Source organism: Thalassotalea agarivorans (assembly GCF_030295955.1).
GTDB classification, from domain to species: Bacteria; Pseudomonadota; Gammaproteobacteria; order Enterobacterales; family Alteromonadaceae; genus Thalassotalea_D; species Thalassotalea_D agarivorans.
The window spans coordinates 3,264,676-3,288,946 of sequence record NZ_AP027363.1; the positions used below are offsets into that span (position 1 = coordinate 3,264,676).

Annotated in this window: 11 protein-coding genes; 2 read left to right on the top strand and 9 right to left on the bottom strand. The window is 43.2% G+C overall.

Annotated features, from left to right (window positions below; all coding sequences use genetic code 11):
• Positions 1–345 precede the first annotated feature (345 nt).
• Entirely contained in the window at positions 346–11,301 is a 10,956-nt protein-coding gene (locus QUD85_RS14910) for a PKD domain-containing protein (protein ID WP_286219615.1), read from the bottom strand.
• A gap of 240 nt (positions 11,302–11,541) precedes the next feature.
• Here QUD85_RS14910 and QUD85_RS14915 point away from each other — a divergent pair, with 240 nt between their 5' ends.
• The gene (locus tag QUD85_RS14915; protein WP_093330581.1) at positions 11,542–12,198 is read left to right on the top strand and encodes an OmpA family protein; all 657 of its coding nucleotides are present in this window, start codon (positions 11,542–11,544) and stop codon (positions 12,196–12,198) included.
• Positions 12,199–12,240: 42 nt separating this feature from the next.
• Here QUD85_RS14915 and glmS read toward each other — a convergent pair whose 3' ends face one another.
• Positions 12,241–14,073, bottom strand: a complete 1,833-nt coding sequence (glmS, locus tag QUD85_RS14920; RefSeq protein ID WP_093330584.1) for a glutamine--fructose-6-phosphate transaminase (isomerizing) — start codon at positions 14,071–14,073, stop codon at positions 12,241–12,243.
• A gap of 13 nt (positions 14,074–14,086) precedes the next feature.
• Positions 14,087–14,848 carry a DeoR/GlpR family DNA-binding transcription regulator gene (locus QUD85_RS14925; RefSeq protein WP_093330586.1) on the bottom strand — a complete coding sequence of 254 codons (762 nt, stop codon included), beginning with the start codon at positions 14,846–14,848 and terminating at the stop codon, positions 14,087–14,089.
• Positions 14,849–15,050: 202 nt separating this feature from the next.
• Here QUD85_RS14925 and QUD85_RS14930 point away from each other — a divergent pair, with 202 nt between their 5' ends.
• Entirely contained in the window at positions 15,051–15,512 is a 462-nt protein-coding gene (locus QUD85_RS14930; protein ID WP_218139601.1) for an ASCH domain-containing protein, read from the top strand.
• Positions 15,513–15,546: 34 nt separating this feature from the next.
• Here the strand turns inward: QUD85_RS14930 and QUD85_RS14935 are convergent, their stop codons facing one another.
• From QUD85_RS14935 to QUD85_RS14960, 6 genes are all read right to left on the bottom strand, one after another.
• A complete protein-coding gene (locus QUD85_RS14935; RefSeq protein WP_093330591.1) occupies positions 15,547–16,785 on the bottom strand; it encodes a hypothetical protein in 1,239 nt (412 codons plus the stop codon).
• Between the two features lie 9 nt (positions 16,786–16,794).
• Positions 16,795–17,412, bottom strand: coding sequence for a CC0125/CC1285 family lipoprotein (locus QUD85_RS14940; protein ID WP_143047957.1), 618 nt, complete (start codon positions 17,410–17,412; stop codon positions 16,795–16,797).
• 106 nt (positions 17,413–17,518) lie between these two features.
• Positions 17,519–18,727 carry an Nramp family divalent metal transporter gene (locus QUD85_RS14945; RefSeq protein WP_093330596.1) on the bottom strand — a complete coding sequence of 403 codons (1,209 nt, stop codon included), beginning with the start codon at positions 18,725–18,727 and terminating at the stop codon, positions 17,519–17,521.
• A 40-nt stretch (positions 18,728–18,767) separates the two neighbouring features.
• A complete protein-coding gene (gene glmU / locus QUD85_RS14950; RefSeq protein ID WP_093330598.1) occupies positions 18,768–20,126 on the bottom strand; it encodes a bifunctional UDP-N-acetylglucosamine diphosphorylase/glucosamine-1-phosphate N-acetyltransferase GlmU in 1,359 nt (452 codons plus the stop codon).
• A 237-nt stretch (positions 20,127–20,363) separates the two neighbouring features.
• Entirely contained in the window at positions 20,364–21,773 is a 1,410-nt protein-coding gene (locus QUD85_RS14955) for an SPFH domain-containing protein (RefSeq protein WP_093330600.1), read from the bottom strand.
• A gap of 645 nt (positions 21,774–22,418) precedes the next feature.
• Positions 22,419–24,254 (bottom strand): TonB-dependent receptor domain-containing protein, encoded by a 1,836-nt coding sequence (locus tag QUD85_RS14960; RefSeq protein WP_093330605.1) that lies wholly within the window; start codon positions 24,252–24,254, stop codon positions 22,419–22,421.
• Positions 24,255–24,271: the final 17 nt, after the last annotated feature.

Genomic DNA, 24,271 nt, shown 5'->3' on the forward strand with positions numbered 1-24,271 from the left:
TCTGACTTCTATAAATAACAAACCCGAATTGGGTGCTAGCAAGCAAATGAGCAGTTGTCGTTTTTATTAGCTATCTGCTGCTAGCGAGTTGGAGTTTTTTTAACCCAAACAACGGGATGAAACAGAAATAAAAGGAATTAATGAAAGGTGCAATGCAAGGGCAGTCGTATCTTTATCTTTTTATGGTCTTTTAAAGGTCTATTTTTATTAAAAACAATAGGTTAAAGGATTGAGCCCAATACCGACTTAATGTAATAGATGACTACTTTTTATCTTGTTTTTGACGAATGAACATACAAAAAGGGGCCATTTGGCCCCTTTGAAAAACGCTTTAAGAACACTTTTTTACTTACGTTCTTTTGGCTTTTTATTACGTTGTGCAGCGTCTCGTCTAATGCCGTTAAGCAATAAGAATAATAGAATTAAGATTATCCAGCCAACAGAGATAGAACCGCCGCTAGAACTTGGCTCTGGCGTTACCACAACCACTTCATCTTTGTTAAGAATTTGGAAGCTCGTTGTCATCGTTACGCTATATTCACCGTCCGATACTGTGACTTCAAATTCAACACGCTGATTTTCGGCCACCTCCGGCAATTCAATACTTAGCTGGGCTGATTCAACATTGCTCATCGTCACTTCAACACCCGCTACTTGTCGCCATTGATAACTTAACTCATCGCCTTCTTCGTCGGTTGCAATTGCGTTTAGTGTAACCGAGGTTAACTCATTGAAGTTTGCGGCATGGTTTTCAATTGACACAATTGGCGCAGCATTTACTGGTTCTTCTTCAACAGGATCTTCTTCAATGATTTCTGTCGCGATAACGCCAGGGTCTTCAACAGAACCATTTGAAAGCATGTCAGTATCATTTGGTCCGCCATCTTCAATAATCAGTTGGATACAATTGTTACCTTCCACTAACCCTTGAGATTCAGCTAGGTCATAGACACTGTCGTTAGCGGCAGGGCAGTTACCACTGCTATCTTGCACTGTTGAGCTAATAGCATTGCGCGCGTCTTCTACAAACGTAAACCAGCCCATGGTTTCACTGTATTTCCTGTAAACCGCATTGGCCGGAAGGAACATGTCCTGTTCAAGCGGGATCACTACAGCTACTGTATCACCTTGCTCTGCCAAGCCGTTGATAACAAAATTGTACAGCGGCGTGATAGCGTTGTAGTTACTATCCTCTGCATCTGCAGCGCCCTCGCTGACTAAGCTTGCAAGATCAGTCAGCAAGAATGTTGCGCTATCTACAGTAACGCCAAGGCTCGCCACGACTCGTCCAAGTGTCATTGTTAAACCTGGCTCGGTTTGCATAGACTCGGTATTGCCGTAAAGAGGTAAGCGCGTTGTATTATCGTCGTTATCTAGATAATCAGCGATACCATCGCCATCGCTGTCAGTATAACCTTCTTCACTATCAACGATACCATCATTATCTGAATCCGTTTCGTCATCTAGATCATTTGGCGTTTCAATGTTGAAGGCAATACGTTGGTTAACAGACAACGCTTGTGTTGTATTGTTTTCGGTAACTAAGACATCGATAAAGTAGGTGCCGTCTACCAGTGAACTTGGATCAAATTCAAAGGTAAAATCACTGTCATCAACGTTTTCGTCAAACAGTGCGCTGTCTCCTGCGGTCCACAAAATATCATGAGTATCTTGTTGATTTACGTCAGCAATAGTTGCTTTCACCGTCGCCATACCTGCAGTTGGATCAATCACTGAAACAGACGCTTGGTTTTGCTCTATCGTTAAGGTTAACGTTGGTGCAATATTGTCATTTGTCACAGTCAAAATACTTTGTGATGTTTCACCAATAAATGCGTTGGATACCGAATCTAGATTAACCATTAACGTATCTTCAAAACTCACGTCGCTTGGAATATCTAAAGCAAGCTGCGCAACCTGACCCTCTGTTAACTGAGTGGTTAGTTGGTTATTCACAAAACCATTAACATACAAGGTGTAAGCCACTTGCACAGGATATTCAGGTGCCTTACCACTTAAATTTACATCAAGGGTATATGTTGCACCTGCTTCAACAGCAAACCCTTGCGCTAATGCTGCTTCAGGTAAAATGCGAAGTTCAAGAGACGCCGTCGCCATATTCTGTGCATTGTCGTATGCCACAATATCAATTAAGTGTAGACCAGACTCTAACACCAGATCTTGAGGTATCAATACATCAAACTCGCCATCAACAATATCGAACACAGTAAAGCTAAGATTATTGTCTATCGCCGTAAACTGACCTGTTGCATTAAGCGAAATAGGCGCAATAACATCAAAGACTGGTGCCGTTGTATCAAGTACATAAAGTGTTTGCTCTTTTGTCGATTGATTACCACTAACATCTGTAGCCGTCCAAGTAATAGTATGGGTACCCACTGTGTAGCCCATATCGGTAATATCTGCAGACAAACTTGGGTTAGCATCATTGTCATCAGAAACATTTGGCGATGTAAACGCTACTTGTGTGAATTCACCTGTCGCTTCTACAGTTATATCTTCTACTTCACCAATGATTGGTGCAGTTGTATCTGATTCACCCGGCGATTCTGGATTTTCATCATTCTCGTCCTTAACGCCGTCATTGTCATCGTCATCATCTGCATTGTTACCAATACCATCATTGTCGGTATCTTTGGTTTCCGTTGGGTCGTTCGGGAACGCATCGGCATTATCACCCGTGCCGTCATTATCCGAATCTTGCGACTCAGTTGGATCATTCGGGAAGGCATCCGCGTTATCACCCGTACCATCGTTATCTGAATCTTGTGACTCTGCTGGGTCGTTCGGGAACGCATCTGCATTATCGCCCGTACCATCGTTATCCGAATCTTGCGACTCAGTTGGATCATTCGGGAATGCATCCGCATTATCACCCGTACCATCGTTATCCGAGTCTTTCGATTCCGTTGGATCGGTTGGGAATGCATCTGCGTTGTCACCCGTACCATCGTTATCCGAATCTTGTGATTCCGTTGGATCGGTTGGGAAGGCATCTGCATTATCGCCCGTACCATCGTTATCCGAATCTTGTGATTCCGTTGGATCGGTTGGGAAAGCATCTGCATTATCGCCCGTACCGTCGTTGTCCGAATCTTGTGACTCTGCTGGGTCATTCGGGAATGCATCCGCGTTATCACCCGTACCATCGTTATCTGAATCTTGTGACTCTGCTGGGTCGTTCGGGAACGCATCAGCATTATCGCCCGTACCATCGTTATCAGTATCTTGCGTTTCAGTTGGATCATTCGGGAATGCATCTGCATTATCGCCCGTACCATCGTTGTCCGAATCTAATGTTTCAGTTGGGTCAGTCGGGAACGCATCTGCATTGTCACCCGTGCCATCGTTATCTGAATCTTGTGACTCTGCTGGATCGTTCGGGAATGCATCTGCATTATCGCCCGTACCATCGTTATCAGTATCTTGCGACTCAGTTGGGTCATTCGGGAATGCATCCGCATTATCGCCTGTACCATCGTTGTCAGAATCTAATGTTTCAGTTGGGTCAGTCGGGAATGCATCCGCGTTATCACCCGTGCCATCGTTGTCAGAATCTAATGTTTCAGTTGGGTCATAAGGGAATGCATCCGATTGATCGCCTACACCATCTTCGTCAGAGTCGACGCTTTCAAGTGGGTCGTTCGGAAATGCGTCGGCATTATCGCCCGTACCGTCATTGTCAGAATCTTGCGTTTCAGTTGGATCATTCGGGAACGCATCGGCATTGTCACCCGTACCATCATTATCCGAATCTTGCGACTCTGCTGGGTCGTTCGGGAACGCGTCTGCATTGTCACCCGTACCATCATTATCCGAATCTTGCGACTCCGCTGGGTCATTCGGGAATGCATCGGCGTTATCGCCAACACCATCCTCATCTGAGTCGACACTTTCAAGCGGATCGCTTGGGAAAGCGTCATCTCTGTCAATAACACCATCTAAATCGTCGTCATAACGATTGTCGATTGATATGGTTTGCACTTGATAGTTGTCATCAACGGTAGCAAATACTACTCTTTGATCGGCCGTTTGCGTGGCGAAATCAAACGCGTTGTCAGTTGCCAATGTGGTACGTGAATAGCCGACACCATTTAAGCGCGAATCGAGTTGACCATCAGCTGTCACCTGAACAATTTGCACACCTTTGACACCATCACCAAAATTAACACTACTGGCGATAACAAAAGTGCCGTTGTTTTGCTCAGATAAACTTAATGCATTAAATGAAAGATAATCTGACGTGAAGCTAAAGTAACCATTGTTACCAAAACTAGTATCCAAAGTGCCGTTGGCATTAAACACAACAATGTGTAGTCCCGTTTTATCATCATGTTTGCCATCAAAAAGAATCGCTATACGACCATCATCGAGTTGAATGATATCTTTGTATTTATTACCAACATTTGGGTTTAGTTTACCATTAATACCGAACGCAGTATTTAACTCACCCGCTGTAGTTAATTCTATAAAGCGCAAACTACTCGCCGATCTATATGCAACCAGAATATTGCCATTGGCTTGCTCAAAGAACTTAACGATAGACTCTCTATTGTTGCCGCTAGAAAAGTCAATTACATACTGGCCAATGGCAGCAAACGTTGTATCTTTAGAACCATCACTGTTGAGTTTTCTCACATACCCAATGCCATTAGCCGCTGTATTTTCGGCCGAGTAATAAAGGCTATTGTCGCTTGCTTCAATAAATTTAGGTGAATGCCACTTTGTCGAGCTTGCGACAAAGATACCTGGTGTTGCTTCGTTGGCAAAAGAGCTCGTATCGAATACCCCAGCATCAGAAAAAGACGTAAGCAGAGAACCCTCTTCTTGATAGTTCATTGCCGCTATATAGCCGCCATTGCTCACTCTTGTCATACCGACAATGTAGTCACTAAAGCCATCTACGCTGCTATAGTAGACCCCATCTTCGTTAAACGACGTATCAAGGCTACCATCACTATTAAGTCTTGCAATAAAGCTATAGTCACCATCTTTAAAGGCATCATAGTAATAGCCCGTTAGTAAAAACTTGTCTCCATCTCGATTAATCGAATGCAACTCTACGTCATTATTACTACCGTCTGAGAAGTTATAAAGAGTCAATGCTCCATTATTAACATCGTTGTTTACAGCACTAATCAAGCTGTCTGCATCATTAAAGTCTGTGCCTTGTTTGATTTCGTCGAGGTTAATAATGCCGTCATTGTCATAATCTGCATAGGCATCGCTACTATCTAATGGATCAAAACCTAGGCTAAGTTCTTCGGCATCTGTTAGACCATCGTTATCATCATCGGTATCTGCATTATTGCCTATGCCATCATTGTCGGTATCGACACTTTCAGCGGGATCGTTAGGGAAGGCGTCACTATTGTCACCAACATTGTCGCTGTCTGAATCCAAGTACTCATTAGGGTCATCGTCGAGTGCATCTTCAAATGCCCAATAGCCGTCGTTGTCATAGTCTCGATAAACTTGGCCGTTAAGCAGTAAGACAGGGTGCTGCGCAGATGTTCCAAAGTGCCAAATAGTATTTGACCACGCACTATCATATGGAGTGCTTGGGCAATCTTCATCATTGGTGAATCGAGGGCATTGCAGGTCATAAGTGGTATATGGACGACCTTGATTGTTATAACTTGTACTTTGTGTGGTTTGCTCGGTATCCCAATGTGCATCATCTACCGTTAAAGCAAAACCGTTGCTATTACCCAGCAAGCCACCCGTTTGGGTATTCAATCCGTCAACAGTAGAAACGCCGCCTCTAGCGACAACGCGAGTAAAGTTCGCATCGCCATTAAGCTCTCCAGCAATACCCCCAACAATAGAGGTACCTTCAGCGTTTACCTCAGAATAAGCATCTTGAATGACACTGGTGTTAAGGACATCACCTACTAGGCCGCCCACTTGTGTTGTACCTGAGATATCACCGATAGCAAAAACACGTGTTAAGGAAGAAGATTCCATTTCACCTACTAAACCACCGATTTTGTTCTCTGTACCTGCCGTGTCGACAATGGCATAACTGTCATTTACATAAATAGTTTCAGCATCTCCAACCAAGCCACCAATAGAGTTAGTGCCTGCAAGTGTTCCTTCAAAATGAACAAAATCTAAGGTTGATACACCAGAAAGCTGACCAAATAAACCACCAATGTCTTCATCTTCTGTGTAAATGGTGCCGTATGCGCTAACATTGTCCGCGTCTACGTTGTAAAGTTTGCCAGCTATCATACCTACGTCATGGTCACCAGTAATAGCGCCAATAACCGTGATATTTTGTAGCGTAATTTGCTCTTGTTCATCACCATTTCGACCGATTAATAAGGCGGCATAATCATCGCCCGTTACACTGGTTAAGTCGCCCGCAATGGTTAAATTACGAATAGTGGTAACACCCACTTGTCCAATTAATGCTTGGTAATCTTCAGCAGGGCGATTGATGAATAAGTTGCTTATTGTGTGACCATTACCTTCAAGAATCGCCGAGAAAAACGCAACGTCAGAGCCAACAGGTTGCCAACCTTCACCGCCGTTATAATAGGCTTCGTCAGATAGGTCGCCATCGCCATTGGTATCGAAATCTAGATCAGCGATTAATTCATAACCAATACACCCACTACCATCAGTTAATCCGGCACAACCAGCTGTGACACCATTTAAACTAGTACCTGCTAGGTCATTACGCATAGCGTCCAATTGCGCCAAAGTCGATATTTCGATTAAGCCATCATCGTCAACATCAATATCGTCTTCCGCTGTCGCGCCCGTTGCATCAGAAGGGTATAAGTCTGATTCATTGGCTACGCCATCGTTATCAATATCGGGATCAGAGTTATCGCCAATACCATCATTGTCGGTATCACGCGTTTCATTTTCATCGTCCGGGAAGGCATCAGCATTATCACCTACGCCATCTTCATCTGAATCTTTGTCTTCATTTGGATCATTTGGAAAAACATCCAGCCCATCTGGCGTGCCATCTAAATCTGAATCATGATACGCCACACCATTAATGATAAGCGCTGGATACTGCGTCGTCGTGCCGAAATCCCATTTTTCTGTATTCCAGTTAGCGAAGATGCCTGTATTGGATGTAGGTCCTTGCAGTTCAGCCGTGGTGTAACCTGTTGCATTAAAGCTGGTTGCATTACCGCTTGATTCGGTGTCCCAGTACACTTCTGTTGCGCTACCTAAATCTGAACCTATAGCGCCGTGGGTTTCAAATCCACCTCGTGCTTGACCAGTAGAAATACTATAGCTAATCGACGAAGATGCACTGCTCACACCGCCAATCAATCCACCGGTCCAAATAGTGGCTCTCACATCAACCGCAGCAAAAGCATTAGTAACCGACGACGACGAAAGAACACCGACTAAACCGCCAGCAACACCATCTGTGGTAGTTGCATCGCCTTGCACTAAACAAGTATCTATCGTTGAATTGGCTGCTTTACCAAAGGCACCGCCTGTTTCATGGTCGGTTGAAATTGAAATATTAACTAGGCATTCAGTGACAGTAGTATTGTTGATGTAGCCTGCTATACCACCGTTTTGGGCATTTTGGTTTGAACTTACAATAATGCCGTTGAATGAAACGTTAGTTAACGCGCTGCCGTCATCACCTGCAAGTCGCCCAACAATACCCGCCACATAACGCCCAGCAGAAGTAATATTACCTTTAACATGAGTATTCTTAATCACTGTGTTTTCAGCGAAGCCAAACAGTGCAAAACCGTCGTCAAAATCGGCATTTGCCGTGTCGTTGATATAGAAATTCGAAATCGTAAAATTGTTACCATCGAAAGTACCCGTCAGCGGCGCGCCAAGTTCTCCAATCGGTTGCCAACCACTGTCTGAGTTGTAGGTGTCGTTGTTTAGACCATCACCATTCTCATCAAAATCTAAATCAACTGTTAGCTCATAACCACTACAAACAAGCACGTCTGCATTGTTACCACAGCCTTTAGCAACATCGCCGGAACCATTATTGTAGGCAGTACCCGCAAGGTTAAATCGTATATTATTAAGCTGCTCTAACGTGGCTATATCAATTAAGCCATTGCCGTTTGCATCAACGTCTAAGTTGTCATCAATTCCATCACTGTCCGAATCAATACCATCCGCTAAGGTTTTACCTGGATCGTTCGGATAGGCATCGGCATTATCACCCACACCATCGTTATCACTGTCTGCACTTTCGGTAGGGTCATTCGGGAAAGCATCGCTATTGTCACCAACGTTGTCGTTATCAGAATCTAAATGCTCCGTCGGATCGTTATCAAGCGCATCTTCATAGGCCCAAAAACCGTCGTTATCGGCGTCGCGATATACTTTGCCATCAAACACCAAGGCTGGATATTCTGTCGCCGTACCAAAATGCCATGCTGTCGCATTAAAGTTGGCATAAATGCCGGTATTTGAAGTAGGAGATTGCAGTGCTGATGTAACAAGTGCGCTGCCTTGGTCATTGTATGAAGATACCTGTGCAGTGGCTTCTATATCCCAATAACTATCACTAAGTGTGATTGGAAGAGGGTCTGCATAGGCGACTAACCCGCCTTGATCAGGTGTACCGGGGCCAACCTCTGATACAAAAATATCACCTATTGCGAAACTATTAGCTATGGTTAAGCCATACTCACTGTAACCGATAATGCCAGCGCCGTAGTCGGCAGCGGATATATCCATCGCAGAAAAACTGTCTTGGACGGTATTGTATTCACCGTAACCAATCATGCCGCCGACATAATCTTGCCCGGCAGCATCAAGTGAGCCCATGTTAAAAGAAGTTTCTATAACAGTGTAATAGGCTTCACCAAACATACCACCGACATATGAATTATCGGTGCCAATATATGCTTTTACAAAGCTGTCAGTAACGGTGACGTTTTCAGCCGAACCAGCAATACCACCAACATAGCCACTGTTGTTAATTGAACCCGTAAAACTACTATTTTTGATGCTACTTGATGCGTCGCCATCAATTTCACCAACGAGTCCACCAACACCATAACCAGTTGCAGAGATTTGAGAAGATACGTGACAATTATCAATATGAACGGCTGATGAGCGACCATGTAAACCGCCGATGGCTCTACTACCTGAAATGTCACCTGCAATATGGCAATTGCTGTAGTAGGTGATTTGGTCGTCTGTGGTGTAAGCAGATAGAGCGCCAACAAAAGCACCACCGTTAATTGACATTAAGTTGCCATCTAAGGTGATATTTCGGAAGGTTGCTGCGCTTGATACCGCAACAAAACCAACGTACAGCTCAGATCGATTGATGTATAAATTGGCAAGGGTAAAGCCGTTACCTTCAAAGATTGCGTTAAATGGGTTGTCTCTATCACCAATCGGCAACCAGCCAGCACCGTCATTGTACAAACTATCAAGGCTATCTATAATGCCATCGCCATTGTCGTCAAAGTTGATATCATTGACTAACTCGTAGCCGTTACAAACAGTAATATCATTGCCATTACCACAGCCCGATGCATTGTCTCCAGAGCCATCGTTGTATGCACTGCCGCTGAGGTTATTACGAATATTATTTAGTTCAGCAAGCGTACTAATTTCAATTAAACCATCGCCATCAGCATCAACATCACAAGCATCACCAAGTCCATCGCTATCGCTTGAAAGTTGGCTTGTGTTTGCAATAAACGGACAGTTATCAAAATCGTCTAAAACATTGTCGTTATCGTCGTCGGTATCTGCATTATTGCCTAAACCGTCATTGTCGTTATCTGCCCACTCTGTCGGGTCATTTGGAAAAACATCGGTATTGTCACCAACATCATCGTTATCAGAATCTAAGTATTCATTCGGGTCATTATCGAGAGCATCTTCAAACGCCCAATAACCATCTCCGTCAGCGTCACGATAAACGTTGCCGCTAACAACAATAGCGGGGTATTGCGTGTCAGTACCAAAATCCCAAAAGGTAGGTGACCAATTAGCATAAATGCCTGTATTCGCAGTTGGTGATTGCAAAGCAGAGGTTGTGTATCCAGTGCCTTGGTTGTTAGCACTGATGGTTTGCCCTGTGCTTTCGGTGTCCCAATAAACATTGCTTTCAGTGTAAGGCAGAGGGTCGACATCTGACGCAATACCACCTAAATCAGGATCGACCTCAACTGTTACTGCGAGACCACCTGTCGCATAACTATTTGAAATAGATAAACCGTATTCAGCATAAGCAATTAAACCCGCTGCATGATCGTTAGCAGTAATATCGCCAGAAGAAAAACTGTCGCTAATTGTAGCTGTAGCTCCGTAGCCTATTAAGCCCCCTGCATAACTATCAGAAGACTGAACATCACCTGTAGTAAAAGAATTCTCGATAACAGGATCGTAAGCTCCCCCTAAAATGCCACCAACATAACTATCGCTGCCAGAAACACTACCTAAAACATAACTAGAGGTGACTTTAACATAGTCTGACTCACCGACCATACCACCAACATAGGTAACACCGCTCACTGAACCTGTGAAGCTACTACCTGTGATTGGGCTTACATTGTTAGCATCTGCTTCACCGATAAGACCACCAACAAAATCACCTGTCGCAACGACTTCTGTGGATACATGCGTATTGGCAATACTTATGTCACCAGTAACACCTTGTAAAGCGCCTACTTTGTTTTTACCAGAAACGCGTCCTGCCACACTTAGGTTGGCATAGGTAATTGCATTGTCAGAGACATGGCCACCCGAAACAATACCAACTCTACTTTGACCCGATACCGAGAGTAGTTCGCCAGAAAAAGAAATATCGCGGATTTCTGCGCTATCTAATGAAGCAAATAAACCAACGTTGCTAGTTGATGGTCGATTTATAAATAAATCAATAATGCTGTAACCATTACCATTAAAGATGCCAGAGAACGCGGTCAGGTTAGATCCAATGGGCTCCCAGCCTTCTCCTGAATTGTAGTAGTCGTCGCCTACACTAACAGCATTATCGCCATCGGTATCAAAATCCAAATCGTTGACGAGTTCATAACCATTACAAGCAAGGACAGTAGTACCATTGCCACACCCTGTTGTGACATCGCCGCCACCATCATTGTAGGCCGTACCTGCTAAGTTGTTACGAATGTTATTTAGCTCAGCCAATGTTGATATTTCAATCAGGCCATTACCATCAACATCGATATCAAGGCTGTCTACAACGCCGTCAAAATCAGTATCAATTTCATTTGCCAAGGCAACGGTCGTGGTTGTAGCTAGTCCAAAGGAAAGGAGTAACGAAAGAATAACTTTACACTGCATGTTAAACACCAACATCTACTACATAAATGGTTTTTTTGACATTGTATTAAACAAATGTGGATAAAATGTGGAGAATCTGGACTGAACAGTTCGCAAGTTTATGTTTAGCTTATATTTTTATGTTTTTCAGTGTTTTGTCTTAAACACCTTTAAATACTAATTTTTTCGTATATTGTATTGACCTACGTAATTGCCTCGTTATGATGTCTTTGATTTTAGTAGTAACGAGTATTCCAATAAATGATAAAAATCAGCAAAATTTCCGTATTAATCTCTTCTATTTTCCTTACAACAGCATGCCAAACCACCAATCCTTATACCGGTGAACAAGAACAATCAAATGCCACAACTGGCGCGATTGTAGGTGCGGTTACCGGCGCCATTATTGGCGCAACGACATCAAGTAAAAAAGATCGCGTAAAAGGCGCCGTCATTGGTGCGGGTGTTGGCGGAGCTGCTGGCGCTGGTATTGGCTATTACATGGACGTTCAAGAAGCAAAGCTTAAAGAAAAGCTAAAAGGGAGCGGCGTCAGCGTAAGCCGCAATGGCGATCAAATCGTATTGAATATGCCAAACGCACTTACCTTTAACGTTAATGGTACAACGCTTTCACAAAAGGCAATTGATGTAATAGAAAGTATCGCTCTTGTAGCTGACGAGTATGACGAAACCAAACTTATTGTGATCGGGCATACCGATGCTACAGGTGGCAACGAATACAATTTAAACTTATCAGAAGTGCGCGCCATGCGCGTCGCGGATCAACTACGCAAAACAGTAAGCGCTAAAAGAATAGACAGTTTTGGTATGGGTGAACGCACACCTATAGCAACCAATGACACTGAGTCTGGGCGTGCACAAAATCGCCGTGTAGAAGTAACACTTCGACCGATGTAATAAAAAAGCGGGCATTAGCCCGCTTTTTTCCCCCACTTTTATCTATTCTACAGTTACTGATTTCGCTAAGTTACGCGGCTGATCAACATCTGTGCCTTTGATAATAGCGACATAGTAAGACAACAGTTGCAATGGCAAGGTATACACGATCGGTGCAACGATGTGATCACAATGTGGGATATTGATCACCTTCATTGTGTCATCACTGGTAAAGTTTGCATCTTCGTCAGCAAACACATACATCAAACCACCACGAGCGCGTACTTCTTCGACATTAGATTTTAACTTTTCTATCAAATCATTTTGCGGTGCTACAACAATAACCGGCATTTCGGCATCAATCAGCGCTAATGGGCCATGTTTCAGCTCACCAGCCGCATACGCTTCAGCGTGAATATAAGAAATTTCTTTAAGCTTTAATGCCCCTTCCATTGCGATAGGGTATTGGTCGCCACGGCCCAAGAATAAAGCATGATGCTTATCGGCAAAATCTTCCGCAAGTGCTTCAATCGACTCTGCTAACGCTAATACTTCTTCAAGCTTATTGGGTAGCGCCATTATTGATTTGATCATGGCACTAGAATCGTCATCACTCATGCCTTTGTGTTGACCTAACGCTAATGTCAGCATCAGTAGACCTGTTAATTGCGTGGTAAATGCCTTAGTAGAAGCTACACCAATTTCAGCGCCTGCTTTGGTCATAAACGCCAAATCAGATTCACGCACCAATGAAGAGCCCGGCACGTTACAAATAGTTAAACTTGCGCGGTAACCTAAATCTTTTGCTAAACGAAGTGCAGCTAACGTATCTGCAGTTTCACCAGACTGAGAAATGGTGACTAAAAGTGCATTGTTGGGTACATGCGATTTTCGATATCTAAATTCACTGGCAATCTCAACGTTACACGACACATTTGCGTGCTCTTCTAACCAGTAACGCGCAACCATACCAGAATGGTAACTGGTACCACAGGCAATAATTTGTACATGCTCAATGTCTTTAAAAATATCATCAGCACCTTGACCAAAACTGTCATTAGACAGCGTGTTACCTAAGATACGGCCTTCTAGTGTATTGCGAATTGCAGTTGGCTGCTCATACGTTTCCTTAAGCATGTAGTGGCGAAATTCACCTTTATCGCCAGCGTCATGACTTACTTCTGATTCTTTCGCTTCGCGCTCAACCTTAAGTCCGTTTTTGTCAAGAATAGTGACATCAAAACGAGTCACTTCTGCGACATCGCCTTCTTCAAGAAACGAGAATTTACGAGTAACAGGTAAAAGCGCCATCATGTCAGATGCAATAAAGTTTTCACCTAAACCATAACCAATAACTAAAGGGCTACCACTGCGAGCGACAACAACACGTTCTTTGTCACGACAATCCATAACCACTGTGCCATAAGCACCTTCTAACTGTTGCACAGTTTTTTGTACCGCTTGTAAAAGCGTATCGCTATTTTTTAATTCCAAATGAACCAGGTGAGCGATAACTTCAGTGTCAGTCTCTGAAGTAAACTCGTATCCTTTACTGATAAGCTGCTCACGCAACTCTTCATGGTTTTCAATAATGCCATTGTGGACAACAGCGATCGTTTCACATGAAACATGCGGGTGAGCGTTGTTTTCGCTTGGCGCGCCATGTGTTGCCCAACGTGTATGAGCAATACCGGTACCACCAGAAACAGGGGACTGCGTTAACGCATCAGCAAGTTCTTGCACTTTACCTAGGCGACGTACACGCTGAATACTGTTATCTGCAGCAATAACCGCGACACCAGCAGAGTCGTAACCTCGATATTCCAAACGTCGTAAGCCTTCTACTAATATATCTGCAACATCACGCTGTGCTACTGCACCGACAATTCCACACATGTTTTATTCCTCGTTATGCCAATATCAAATTGATACCGGTTTTTAGTAAATGTTGTTTTAGCTCAGCGCTAAGATCATCATTAGTGATCAAGGTAGTAATGCTGTGCCAAGGTAATTCTAAATTAGGTATTTTTCGCGTCAGTTTTTCTGACTCAATCACGACAATCACTTCTCGTGCAACATCTGCCATTACTTGGCTTAAGCCAGTAAGTTCGTTGAAGGTCGTGGTACCTCGTTCTATATCGATGCCATCCGCACCGATAAACAATTTGTCAAAATCATAGGAGCGTAAAACTTGTTCTGCTACTTTTCCCTGAAAAGCTTCAGAATGGGGGTCCCATGTGCCCCCCGTCATTAATAGTGTAGGCTCATTTTCAAGTTCTCTCAGTGCATTTGCGATATGCAATGAATTTGTCATCACCACCAAACCTTGTTTATCGGACAAACTCGGGATTATCGCAGCCGTTGTTGTGCCGCTGTCGATAAGCACTCTATGATGATCAGAGATTAAATCAGCCGCGGCTTTCCCTAACGCGAGCTTTCGCGCCGAAAGTTGCTCATCATTAGCTTCTTTTATAAATTCCTGCGGCGCAGGTACTGCACCACCAAAACGGCGCAACAATAAGCCGCTGTCTTCCAATACAGCAAGGTCTTTGCGAATGGTAACTTCAGATGTTGAAAAAAAGTTGGCAAGTTCGTCTACGCTGACTTGTCCCTGTAAATTAACTTTTTCTACTATCGTTCTACGACGTTGTTGTGTATTTCTTTTATTCATCTCGAAAGTAAATAAGTTTCAAAACGAAAGTTATTTTAGTAAAACGAAAGAAAATAGCAAGTAATTGACTGCAAAAGTTACAGATTGAAACAAAAGCGCTCGATTGGATAATGTGCTTTACTCCGTGAAAAAGCGAGTTGATGAATTGCTTCATAAAAGGCAGTAAACTGTTTATATAACTCACGTAATCCAACAAATGCTAGTGCACCCATCAATCGCAACACTTACTGCACTTTACAACAAACGCTACAAATCCTCGCTAAAGCAGATACCCGCTTGGCACTTTTGTGACAATGAGGTCGATGCAAATGAATGCGCTGCGCTTGTATTAGCCGGCATAAAGCGAGCAACGTCACCTTCGCTTTGGTGGTATCAAGCCAATGAGGAAGTGCTGCCCAAAGTGGGTGATATAAATATCGTGACCAATTGGGCAGGAGAGGCACAGTGTGTGATCAAAACCACCGCCGTTGCCGTTGTACCTTTCAATGAAGTTAGCGCTGAATATGCTGCTAGAGAAGGCGAAGGTGACAAGTCATTAGCCTACTGGCGCAAAGTCCATTGGCAATATTACCAGCGCGAATTGGCTGAAACGTCTTTTCGCGTGAAAGAAGATATGCCCATCGTGTGTGAAGAATTTGAGGTTGTTTTGGTAATGACGACATAAAAAAGCCAGTGAATTTCACTGGCTTTAAACTTCTCTATTGTGCCGCTGCTATGTCACTATCGGCTTGCTGTTTATTCAGCGCCAGCATAGCATTTAGCGTTTCTTGAGGAATGACACTTATTTCATCATTTTGCTGAAAAAGTGATGCCATCAACGACAGGTATTTGTCTGTATCTTCTGACGCAAAATACAGCTGCGCCAATTGAATCTCTAGCTTGCGCGTATCAACAGGTCCCAGAATATTAGCCGCCAAGGCTTTTTCTTGATAGTTAATCACTTTTTTCACATCGTTAGGATCGTCAAAGTTTTTAACTTTGTTACCCCACATCAATGCAAGTATCTGATTGAGATAAGCTTTGTCATAACGAGTCATTTTAGGCTGATTTAACGCTGTTTCTAGCACTTGAACCGCTTTCTCGTAGTTATCTTCGCCACTGTAGTCTAATGCGCTACTTAGCGCGCTACTCGCTTTCGGTGAGAGATAAATACCACTGTATTTATCAGCATAGAGCTTGAAACTATTGCTGTGTTTTTTGTACAAGTTACGTACAGCAATTGCCGTTGCATAGCGCGATTTTTTATCGTCGCCCAAATTATTATTGGCCAGCGCTCTATAACCTTGGCTCATGCAAACTTTGCTCGCATCGTTGCAGGATAGCGCTTGATATTTAGCCGCTGCTAACAAACGCGCTTTAACCGTTTCTTCATTGTATGAATGCGACAATAAACAGTGATTAATATAAGTAGGTATTAGCCTGTCTGTTGTCTTTGAAAGCGATTGTGGTGTGTCTTTAAGCGGTTGTTCACACAATGGCATTGCGTCGTTGTAGAAATCGACTAACTGAGCAAATTTGTCACTGTAGACCTTTTCCCACTTCTGTTTGTTTTGAGTATATTTAATGTCTAACGCGGGATCTTGCGCTTTTATAAAGTCACGATGCTGCAAATAAACATCATCAGAAGCAATACCATAGGTACCGTCGATTGTTTCGATCGCATACAAAATGATCGCATCTTTGTTTTTCCGTTCAACCAATTCTTGGTATATCGGAACAGCCTTTTGTCTCTCTATTTGAGATTTTTGCTTACTGTAGTAAATCGCCATGGCCATCATGCCTTGAGGTTCACCAAGTAGCATTTTAGGCTCAACATTGGTTTTGATTTTATTTAACCTGTCGTTGTAACTGTATTCATCCCAGTCCTGAGGTAGCGGTATAGTAGACTGGCAACCCGCTAATGCAACCATTCCTGCCAACATAATAAGTTTGCGCATGATGTTTCCTTAAATCATTTTCTTTAAAACGTTAGTCAGCTTTTCACTGTCTTGTGCTTCTATTCTATTGGCTCTGATCGCTGCTTCTACAGCAGCTCGGGCATATATATCGCCTCTGTCTTCAACATCAGAGGTTGGCTTTTTTACGTAAACAGATAACGCGTCAATAATAGTTTTTGCATCTAATACGATGCGAGCTTCTTCAGGTAGTGGCAGGGAGTACATGTTAACCAATGCAGTAGAAGAGTAGGTTGTTGTAGTAGTCACAATAACTGTTGCTGGCTTTAATAGTTGTGCTACATAGTCTTGTTGTTGCGGTAACATATCAAAGGTTACAGGGTGTAAACCTTCGCTATTCTCTAAGTATGCATATTTCGTCGTAGAATTAAGCTCAAAAAATTCGTAGCCGTTGGCTAACGTTAATTCCGCACAACGATAAATCCACATATTCCACACTTGCTGACTTGAGGTGTTGCCGTTGCCGTAAAACGATACAATGTATGAATTGTCGTCGATTTTCTCTTCCGCGTAGCCGCCAGTAAAATTACGTTTATGGTATTGCGTTGTACATGCACTAACCAAGAAAAGTAGTACGAGCGCAACGAATGGCATTCTTCTAATTGACATGATTTTTTTCGCCTAAGCTTATAATTATTTTGGAAAAATAATAAGCATGTACGAAACAATGTCAACTACTACCTTGGATGAATTGCACCCATTCAAGTAGCAAATACTAACCAATAAGCGTTGAAATTTTATACAAAGCCAGCCCTGTCACCGTCGCCACCATGATCACAGCAATAAAGTTATTTTTACTACTATTTACATATTGCCCTAGCACACTGCGTTTGTTCATCACCACGAGTAAAAACAGCGCAATAATGGGTAGCAATAGAGCGTTCATGGCTTGTGCAAATAAGATCGCGGTGAGTGGTTTTGAGCCGACAAAAGCAAAGAATGTCCCAACAACCAGGACGATTAACCATACGCTTCTAAACAGAGGGTGTTGGAAGTCGAGTGGCTTTCCAAGTGCGCCACACACAGCAAAACTAGCCGCTAAAGGCGCAGCTATAGCGCTTGTCATGCCAGCCGAGAACAAACCAACGGCAAAGACTTCATCGGCATATTCCCCTAACATAGGCACAAGCTGCTGCGATATGTTCTGCATAACTAAGGTAGTTTCACCTTGAAAAAAGCCAACTGCTGCAGTTGCCACAATAGCCATGGTGATTAAACCACCTAAAAATATCGCGCCCGCTGTATCTATACGCGATTCATTAATTGCCGTTTCAATGTCACTTTGATTACGCCACTTCTCGCGCGCAGCACTTGCATGTAAAAACAGGTTATATGGCACGACGGTTGTACCAATTAATGCGATGGCGGAAAGCAGGGCACCATCAGGTATGGTCGGCCTAAAAATTCCTTTGGCGATACCGCCAAGATCTGGCGCTACGGCAATACAGGTGGCTATAAATACCAAAGACATCAGCATTACAAAGCCAACGAGCACGCGTTCAAGCGCCTTATATTTACCAAACCAAAGCAAAAGCGCGGCACTTGAACCGATAATTAGCGTCCACCACTGACTATCAAGGGAGGTGACTGAAGCAAGCGACCAAGCAGCCCCAGTGATGTTTCCTGCTTCATAGGCGGCATTACCAATACCAATGGCTGAAATCACCAAAAAGGCGACAAGATATTGGATAATTTTGTGATTAAACGCCTGCGTTAGCGTGTGTGCCAAACTTTGCTTAGTAACAAGTGACAAACGCGCTGCCATTTCCTGCAAAGTAAAGGTAAGTATCAATGAAAAAAACACTGCCCAAAGCAGAGCATAGCCATAATTTGCACCAGCGACACTTGCGGTGGTAATGGTTCCTGGCCCGATGAAGGCTGCTGTGACTAACAGACCCGGACCAAATTTTTTCCAAAATGACATTGCCTTACCTCGTTATTATTGTTGGCAATTGAACGCCTAGTTATTTTTTTGTAGGTCTTGCCCAACCTGAAATATTGCGCTGTTTTGCACGTGCAATGGCTAATTCATCGGTGTCTACAGCCTTTGTGATCACAGAACCTGCACCGGTAGTAGCACCTTCGCCAACAGATACTGGCGCTACAAGCGAGGTGTTTGAGCCAATAAAGGCATTGTCGCCGATTTCAGTTTTGGATTTGTTTACGCCGTCGTAATTACAGGTAATGGTACCTGCACCAATATTAGCGCCAGCACCAATTTGAGCATCGCCAAGATAAGTCAGGTGTCCTGCCTTACTGCCTTCACCAAGCGTTGACTTCTTCATCTCAACAAAGTTACCAACATGAGCGTCTTTTTTGAGTTCAGAGCCTGGGCGGATGCGAGCAAAAGGACCAGCGGAAGCGTCTTCACCAATAATCGCATCTTCAACAATGGAGTTAGGTTTAATCTCGGCGTTTTTACCGATAGTACAATTCTTTAAAATGCAGTTGGCACCAATTTTTGCGCCATCTGCGAGTGTGACATCACCTTCAAAAATACAATTAACGTCAATAATGACTTCTTGCCCCACTGACACTGTGCCTCGAATATCAATGCGCGCTGGGTCCATTAAACTTGCGCCATCTATCATCAGTTGCTCAGCTAAGCGTGCTTGATAGGCGCGTTCTAATGTTGCCAGTTGCACACGATTATTGGCACCTTCCACTTCAATCGCCGTTTTAGGGTGCGCAGTTGCAATAATTTTGCCTTCTGCGTGACAAGCAGCAATAACATCCGTGAGGTAGTATTCGCCTTGCGCATTATTATTGGATAAGTTGCTTAACCAACGTTTTAAATCGCCGCCATTTGCTAGCAAAATACCTGAATTCGCTTCGTTAACAGCTAACTGCTCTGGCGTTGCATCTTTTTGCTCTACAATGCCTACCACAGTGTTGTTGTCTCGAATGATACGACCATAGCCTGTTGGGTCATCAAGGAATACGGTTAATAATGCCATACCATTGTCAGGCTTAGCATCAACCAAAGATTGCAATGTGCTTGCTTGCGTTAACGGTACATCGCCATAAAGCACTAAAACATCTTCATCGTCTTTAATATGGGGAGACGCCATATCAACGGCGTGGCCTGTGCCCAATTGCTCTTTTTGTTCAACAAAGGTTAAATCATCGCCTTGCACTTTGCTTTGCAACAAGTCACCACCAAAGCCGTAAACAAGATAAATATTATCTGCACCTAGCTCTCTCGCGCTATCGATAACGTGCTGAACCATTGGTTTTTGTGCAACAGGATGTAAAACTTTGGGAAGTGAAGAGCGCATACGAGTACCTTTACCCGCAGCTAAGATAACGACAGAAAGAGCCATATAAATTCCATTGATAAGCTTTAATTAACCACATTTTATAGTTCTAACTGTATTTAAACCAGTAAAAACTAACCGTTAGAGCGTACAAAGCGCTACACAATGATACTAGGTGATATAGCAGAGGTTATGTTTTGATAGTGGCATAAACTAATAGTAATTAAGTTTATACTCTCTGGCATATCACTCGTTGCTTACGAGTGATATAAAAAACCCCAGCTTATGCTGGGGTTTTCTTTTTTAGTTGCCTTTCTTCACTTCTCTATCGTAGGCAAGACGTTTCGCAGCATCTAACGTCAGCATTTGCATGAAAGCTTTAGTTTCGCCATCTCCACCAACCGGCGTATCACCGTTACTACCAAAAACATTCATTGGTACTTGGCGCTTAGCGTAAGCAGCAGCCCACAACTTTTGAATCTCGACTTCAGCTTCTAGCTTTTGAGCTAGTGCATTATCGGCCTGAAGAATAACTTTTTTCTGATAGGCTTCTGCATCGGCTAGCGTACGCTTGGTTTCGGCCTCAATCTTCGCTTTTTCATATTGAATTTGAGCTGTCTCTTTTTCTATCATCGCTTGCTCTTTCAACTTTTCAGCCGACGTTATTGCCAATTGCTTTTCCGTTTCAGCTTCTGTAGTTCTTTGGATTTGCTCTACTTTAGCTTGAGCTTGGCGCTCAGCAACTTCACGCTCACCCCTGGCGATTGCCAACAAGCGTTGCTCTTCTTCCTGAATTTTTTGCTCTCGAGCAATCGCGCGATCCGCACTCGCTTTTTGCTTTAATTGCATACGCTCAACAAACTTTTTGTTTGGTCGCATGTCGGTCACACGTGCATCAACTATAGTGATACCAAACACACCAAACTTTTGATTCTTTCGTCTAAAGTTGCCACTTTCGTCACGCTCTTTTCTTACTTCAAAGCTCACTTTGGTTTCATCACCATAACTTAGCTGATCTTCACCCAAAGCGGCATTGGCTGTCGACTTTCCGCGACGCGATGTCGTTGTAGTTACCTCTACTCGTTTAACGATGTAGATACCATCGCTCATCTGATTTTCAAACGAACTATTAAACTCTGTACGGCCACCCGAATAGTATTCTTCTGCACTCATTAAACTTGCCGTTGCTTGTAATGTTTCTTTAAAAGCAGGAATTAATGCGGTACGTAACAAGTTCTCTGGCGAACGATATTCATGTGCTAACTTTAAAAATTGCTCTTCATCTGAAGGAATTGAAAAACGAGCGGTTGCTTCTGCGTCTGCATCAACTTGATCGAGGAACATAATATTAAGTGGTGGTAGTGCCGCACTTGAACCGCCAGTTTCTTTTTCTGCCTGCACACGATCTGACATACCGTTCGCGGCTTGCACCGTCATCGCGCGTTTCCAGGCGTTGTAGCGCCCAAAAGGATAAAACTTATATCCAGGGTCTGAAACCACTTCTTCATTACCCAGCACTGTACGCACGTGGTAGATGTAACCTGGTTCTGCGTAGAAAAAACTATTACTAAATATACCTACCAAAAAGGCTAATACAGTTACACCGCCAGCAGGTTTTTCTAATGGCGTGAGTTTGTCACTTGTGACGAATTTTAATTTTATTGCAATGAATACAACGAATGTGACGAATGCCACAAGAAATGCTGATGTCATAACTATTACTTCCTATGTTCCTTGTTAAATCTAGGCTAGTCTGCGTTATGTCGATCGGTGAGTCAAGCAGGTAAATAAAACTAAAAATGTATTGTTATACGATGTGCTTTAGGTATCCTTACCACAGCTATTTGAAGTCGCTAACTTATTAATAAGAATGAAAGAATTCCAATACGTTTCAATATTTTTTGCATCTATATTTTTAATCTCTATGCTAATAACGGCTTACTTATGGGTTGTCTTTTTTGCCCAAGTCAAAAAGGTCGATATCGATTTGTATGAAAACATTAGGTTTAGCTATTGGAAGCTTTTTGAGCGAGGTTATTACAATTTCGTTTTTAAAAAAGGTTATCTGCAGTATCAAGATGCGCAGGTTAAACGCTACGCACATGCACTTTACAATGTTAGTTATATCGGACAATGGGGGTTCAATTTAGGAATGCTCACGGTGCTCGAGGTCGTACTTTTAAGACAATTAAATTTTCCTATTAGTTAGGAGGTCCCGTATCACAGGTTTTTAGTTCCAGAAAAAACCTAAATACCTACATCCTTGTAGGCATGTACGGGATGACGATGTTTTACTCGCCCCATGCTCCTTTAGCGTAGCGACCCTGTACCGAGCAGCTACGCTGCGTGTCCCAATTCTTACAACTTAAACACTACACCCAAATAAGCCGCGCGGCCTTGAGTGTTGTAGTTATTTACCGTTTGGTACTCTTCATCTGTCGCGTTGGTTATACGGGCTTCCAACTCTACATAGTCACCCACAGGATAACGCGCACTTAGGTTAAGCAAAGAATAAGCGTCTAGCTTGATATCGATAGGGGCAAAATTCTCATCAAAGCCACTGTCATAGCGCTTACCGACATATTGATATTCCATGTATAAACCTAGCTCGCCTATATCAATGCCAAACAGGTAGTTAAATTGATAGTCTGCGCGACGCAATAAATCTTTATCCGTTTGTGCATCTACAGCACTGCCGTAGGTTGCATTAAAGGTATGGCTACCGAAATTGCCGTTGTACTGTGCAACAAATTCAGCACCTTTAAGTTCTGCTTCAGCGACGTTTTGCGGTTGGTAGAAAAAGTTTTCATCAGGTTGCCACTGAATTAAATTTTCTACGTCCGTAGTATACACACTTAGATTAAGATCAAACTTTCCAAGTTGTGAAGTTAGCAAGATTTCATACGACGAAGATGTTTCAGAAACAAGATCTGGGTTACCTGATGAATAAGGTGACGCTGGGTAGTATAAATCGTTAAAAGTCGGCGCTTTAAAGCCCGTTCCATGATTGAAACTTATGCGAGTACTTTCACCAAAATTAATGCCAACACCCGCATTGTAGGTTACTTCAGAATCAATACCTTCAACGTCGTCATAACGCGCCGCCGCTTCAAAGGCAAACAAGTCACCGTTGTAAATACCATGCCCAAACACGCCAATAACATTGCGACTATCAGTGGCATAATCCGTTGTACCAGCAAGCTCTTCTATATAAAAGTCACCACCTACATTGTATTGAAATGCCGACGTAGGTCGCGCATTAAACAGCGCTGATACTTGATTTCGCGTAGTTTCAAATAAGGTGTCAGCGCCACTACCATATTGTGTACTGCTGTTTTGGCTTTGTGCGATTGAGACGCGTGTGGTAGTGCTTTGGGTATCAAAGTTCGCACCTAAAGAATATACGTGGTTGTCTATTTCTGTTTGGTTGTTGCCACCAAAAGCGTTGTCATATTCATTGTCGCCTTTATCAAGTTGCGCTAACCAATCTAACGAGAAGGCAGCACTAAGCTGTTGCTTACCATTAAAAGCAAAAGACGTGTACTCGTAACCGTCTTTGTCAGGTTCTGCTGTAGCTAGAGAATCAAAGCCGTCTGCCTGCTCATGATTAACAGTAAGGTTACTTTGTCCGTCACCATGCTTCAAACCAAGGCCCGCTTTGTATTGTTTGTAGCCCTCGCTACCAAAAGTTGCGCCAGCAAACGCTGAATTTTCTTCAAGCTTACGCGTGAAAATTTGAACAACGCCACCAATGGCATCTGATCCCCAAAGGGCAGCACGTGGGCCACGTACGATTTCAATGCGATCAATAATTTCAGGTGCAATCGCGTTCACATCTGTTGTACCTAAGCTAGCTGAACTAATGCGGACACCATCTAGCAAGTAAAGCGTTTGGTTTGAGTTAGCGCCGCGTAAAAATACCGACGCACTTTGCCCGCGTCCACCATTGCTGGCTACGTCGACGCCAGGTAATGACGTAAGCAGATCAACAAAAGACTTCGGCTGAATTCTTTCAATATCTTCGCGTGTAATAACGGTGACAGAACTTAGCTGTTGATCAAGCGCTAATTCGCTACGCGTGCCCGTTACTGTGATGACTTCTAAGTTTTCTTCAACTGTCTCTGCAGCTGATGCGTTAAACCCTGACAAAAGTGCCAATGTAATTGGCGATAAAGTACAAATTGTTTTTTTCATTATTTCTCATCCTGCAA

Bases quoted from the DNA above. Each gene is read 5' to 3' on its own strand.
- glmU (WP_093330598.1), bottom strand. From the start codon at position 20,126: ATGGCTCTTTCTGTCGTTATCTTAGCTGCGGGTAAAGGTACTCGTATG.
- QUD85_RS14945 (WP_093330596.1), bottom strand. From the start codon at position 18,727: ATGTCATTTTGGAAAAAATTTGGTCCGGGTCTGTTAGTCACAGCAGCC.
- QUD85_RS14925 (WP_093330586.1), bottom strand. From the start codon at position 14,848: ATGAATAAAAGAAATACACAACAACGTCGTAGAACGATAGTAGAAAAA.
- QUD85_RS14955 (WP_093330600.1), bottom strand. From the start codon at position 21,773: ATGACATCAGCATTTCTTGTGGCATTCGTCACATTCGTTGTATTCATT.
- QUD85_RS14910 (WP_286219615.1), bottom strand. From the start codon at position 11,301: ATGCAGTGTAAAGTTATTCTTTCGTTACTCCTTTCCTTTGGACTAGCT.
- QUD85_RS14935 (WP_093330591.1), bottom strand. From the start codon at position 16,785: ATGCGCAAACTTATTATGTTGGCAGGAATGGTTGCATTAGCGGGTTGC.
- QUD85_RS14960 (WP_093330605.1), bottom strand. From the start codon at position 24,254: ATGAAAAAAACAATTTGTACTTTATCGCCAATTACATTGGCACTTTTG.
- QUD85_RS14940 (WP_143047957.1), bottom strand. From the start codon at position 17,412: ATGTCAATTAGAAGAATGCCATTCGTTGCGCTCGTACTACTTTTCTTG.
- glmS (WP_093330584.1), bottom strand. From the start codon at position 14,073: ATGTGTGGAATTGTCGGTGCAGTAGCACAGCGTGATGTTGCAGATATA.
- QUD85_RS14915 (WP_093330581.1), top strand. From the start codon at position 11,542: ATGATAAAAATCAGCAAAATTTCCGTATTAATCTCTTCTATTTTCCTT.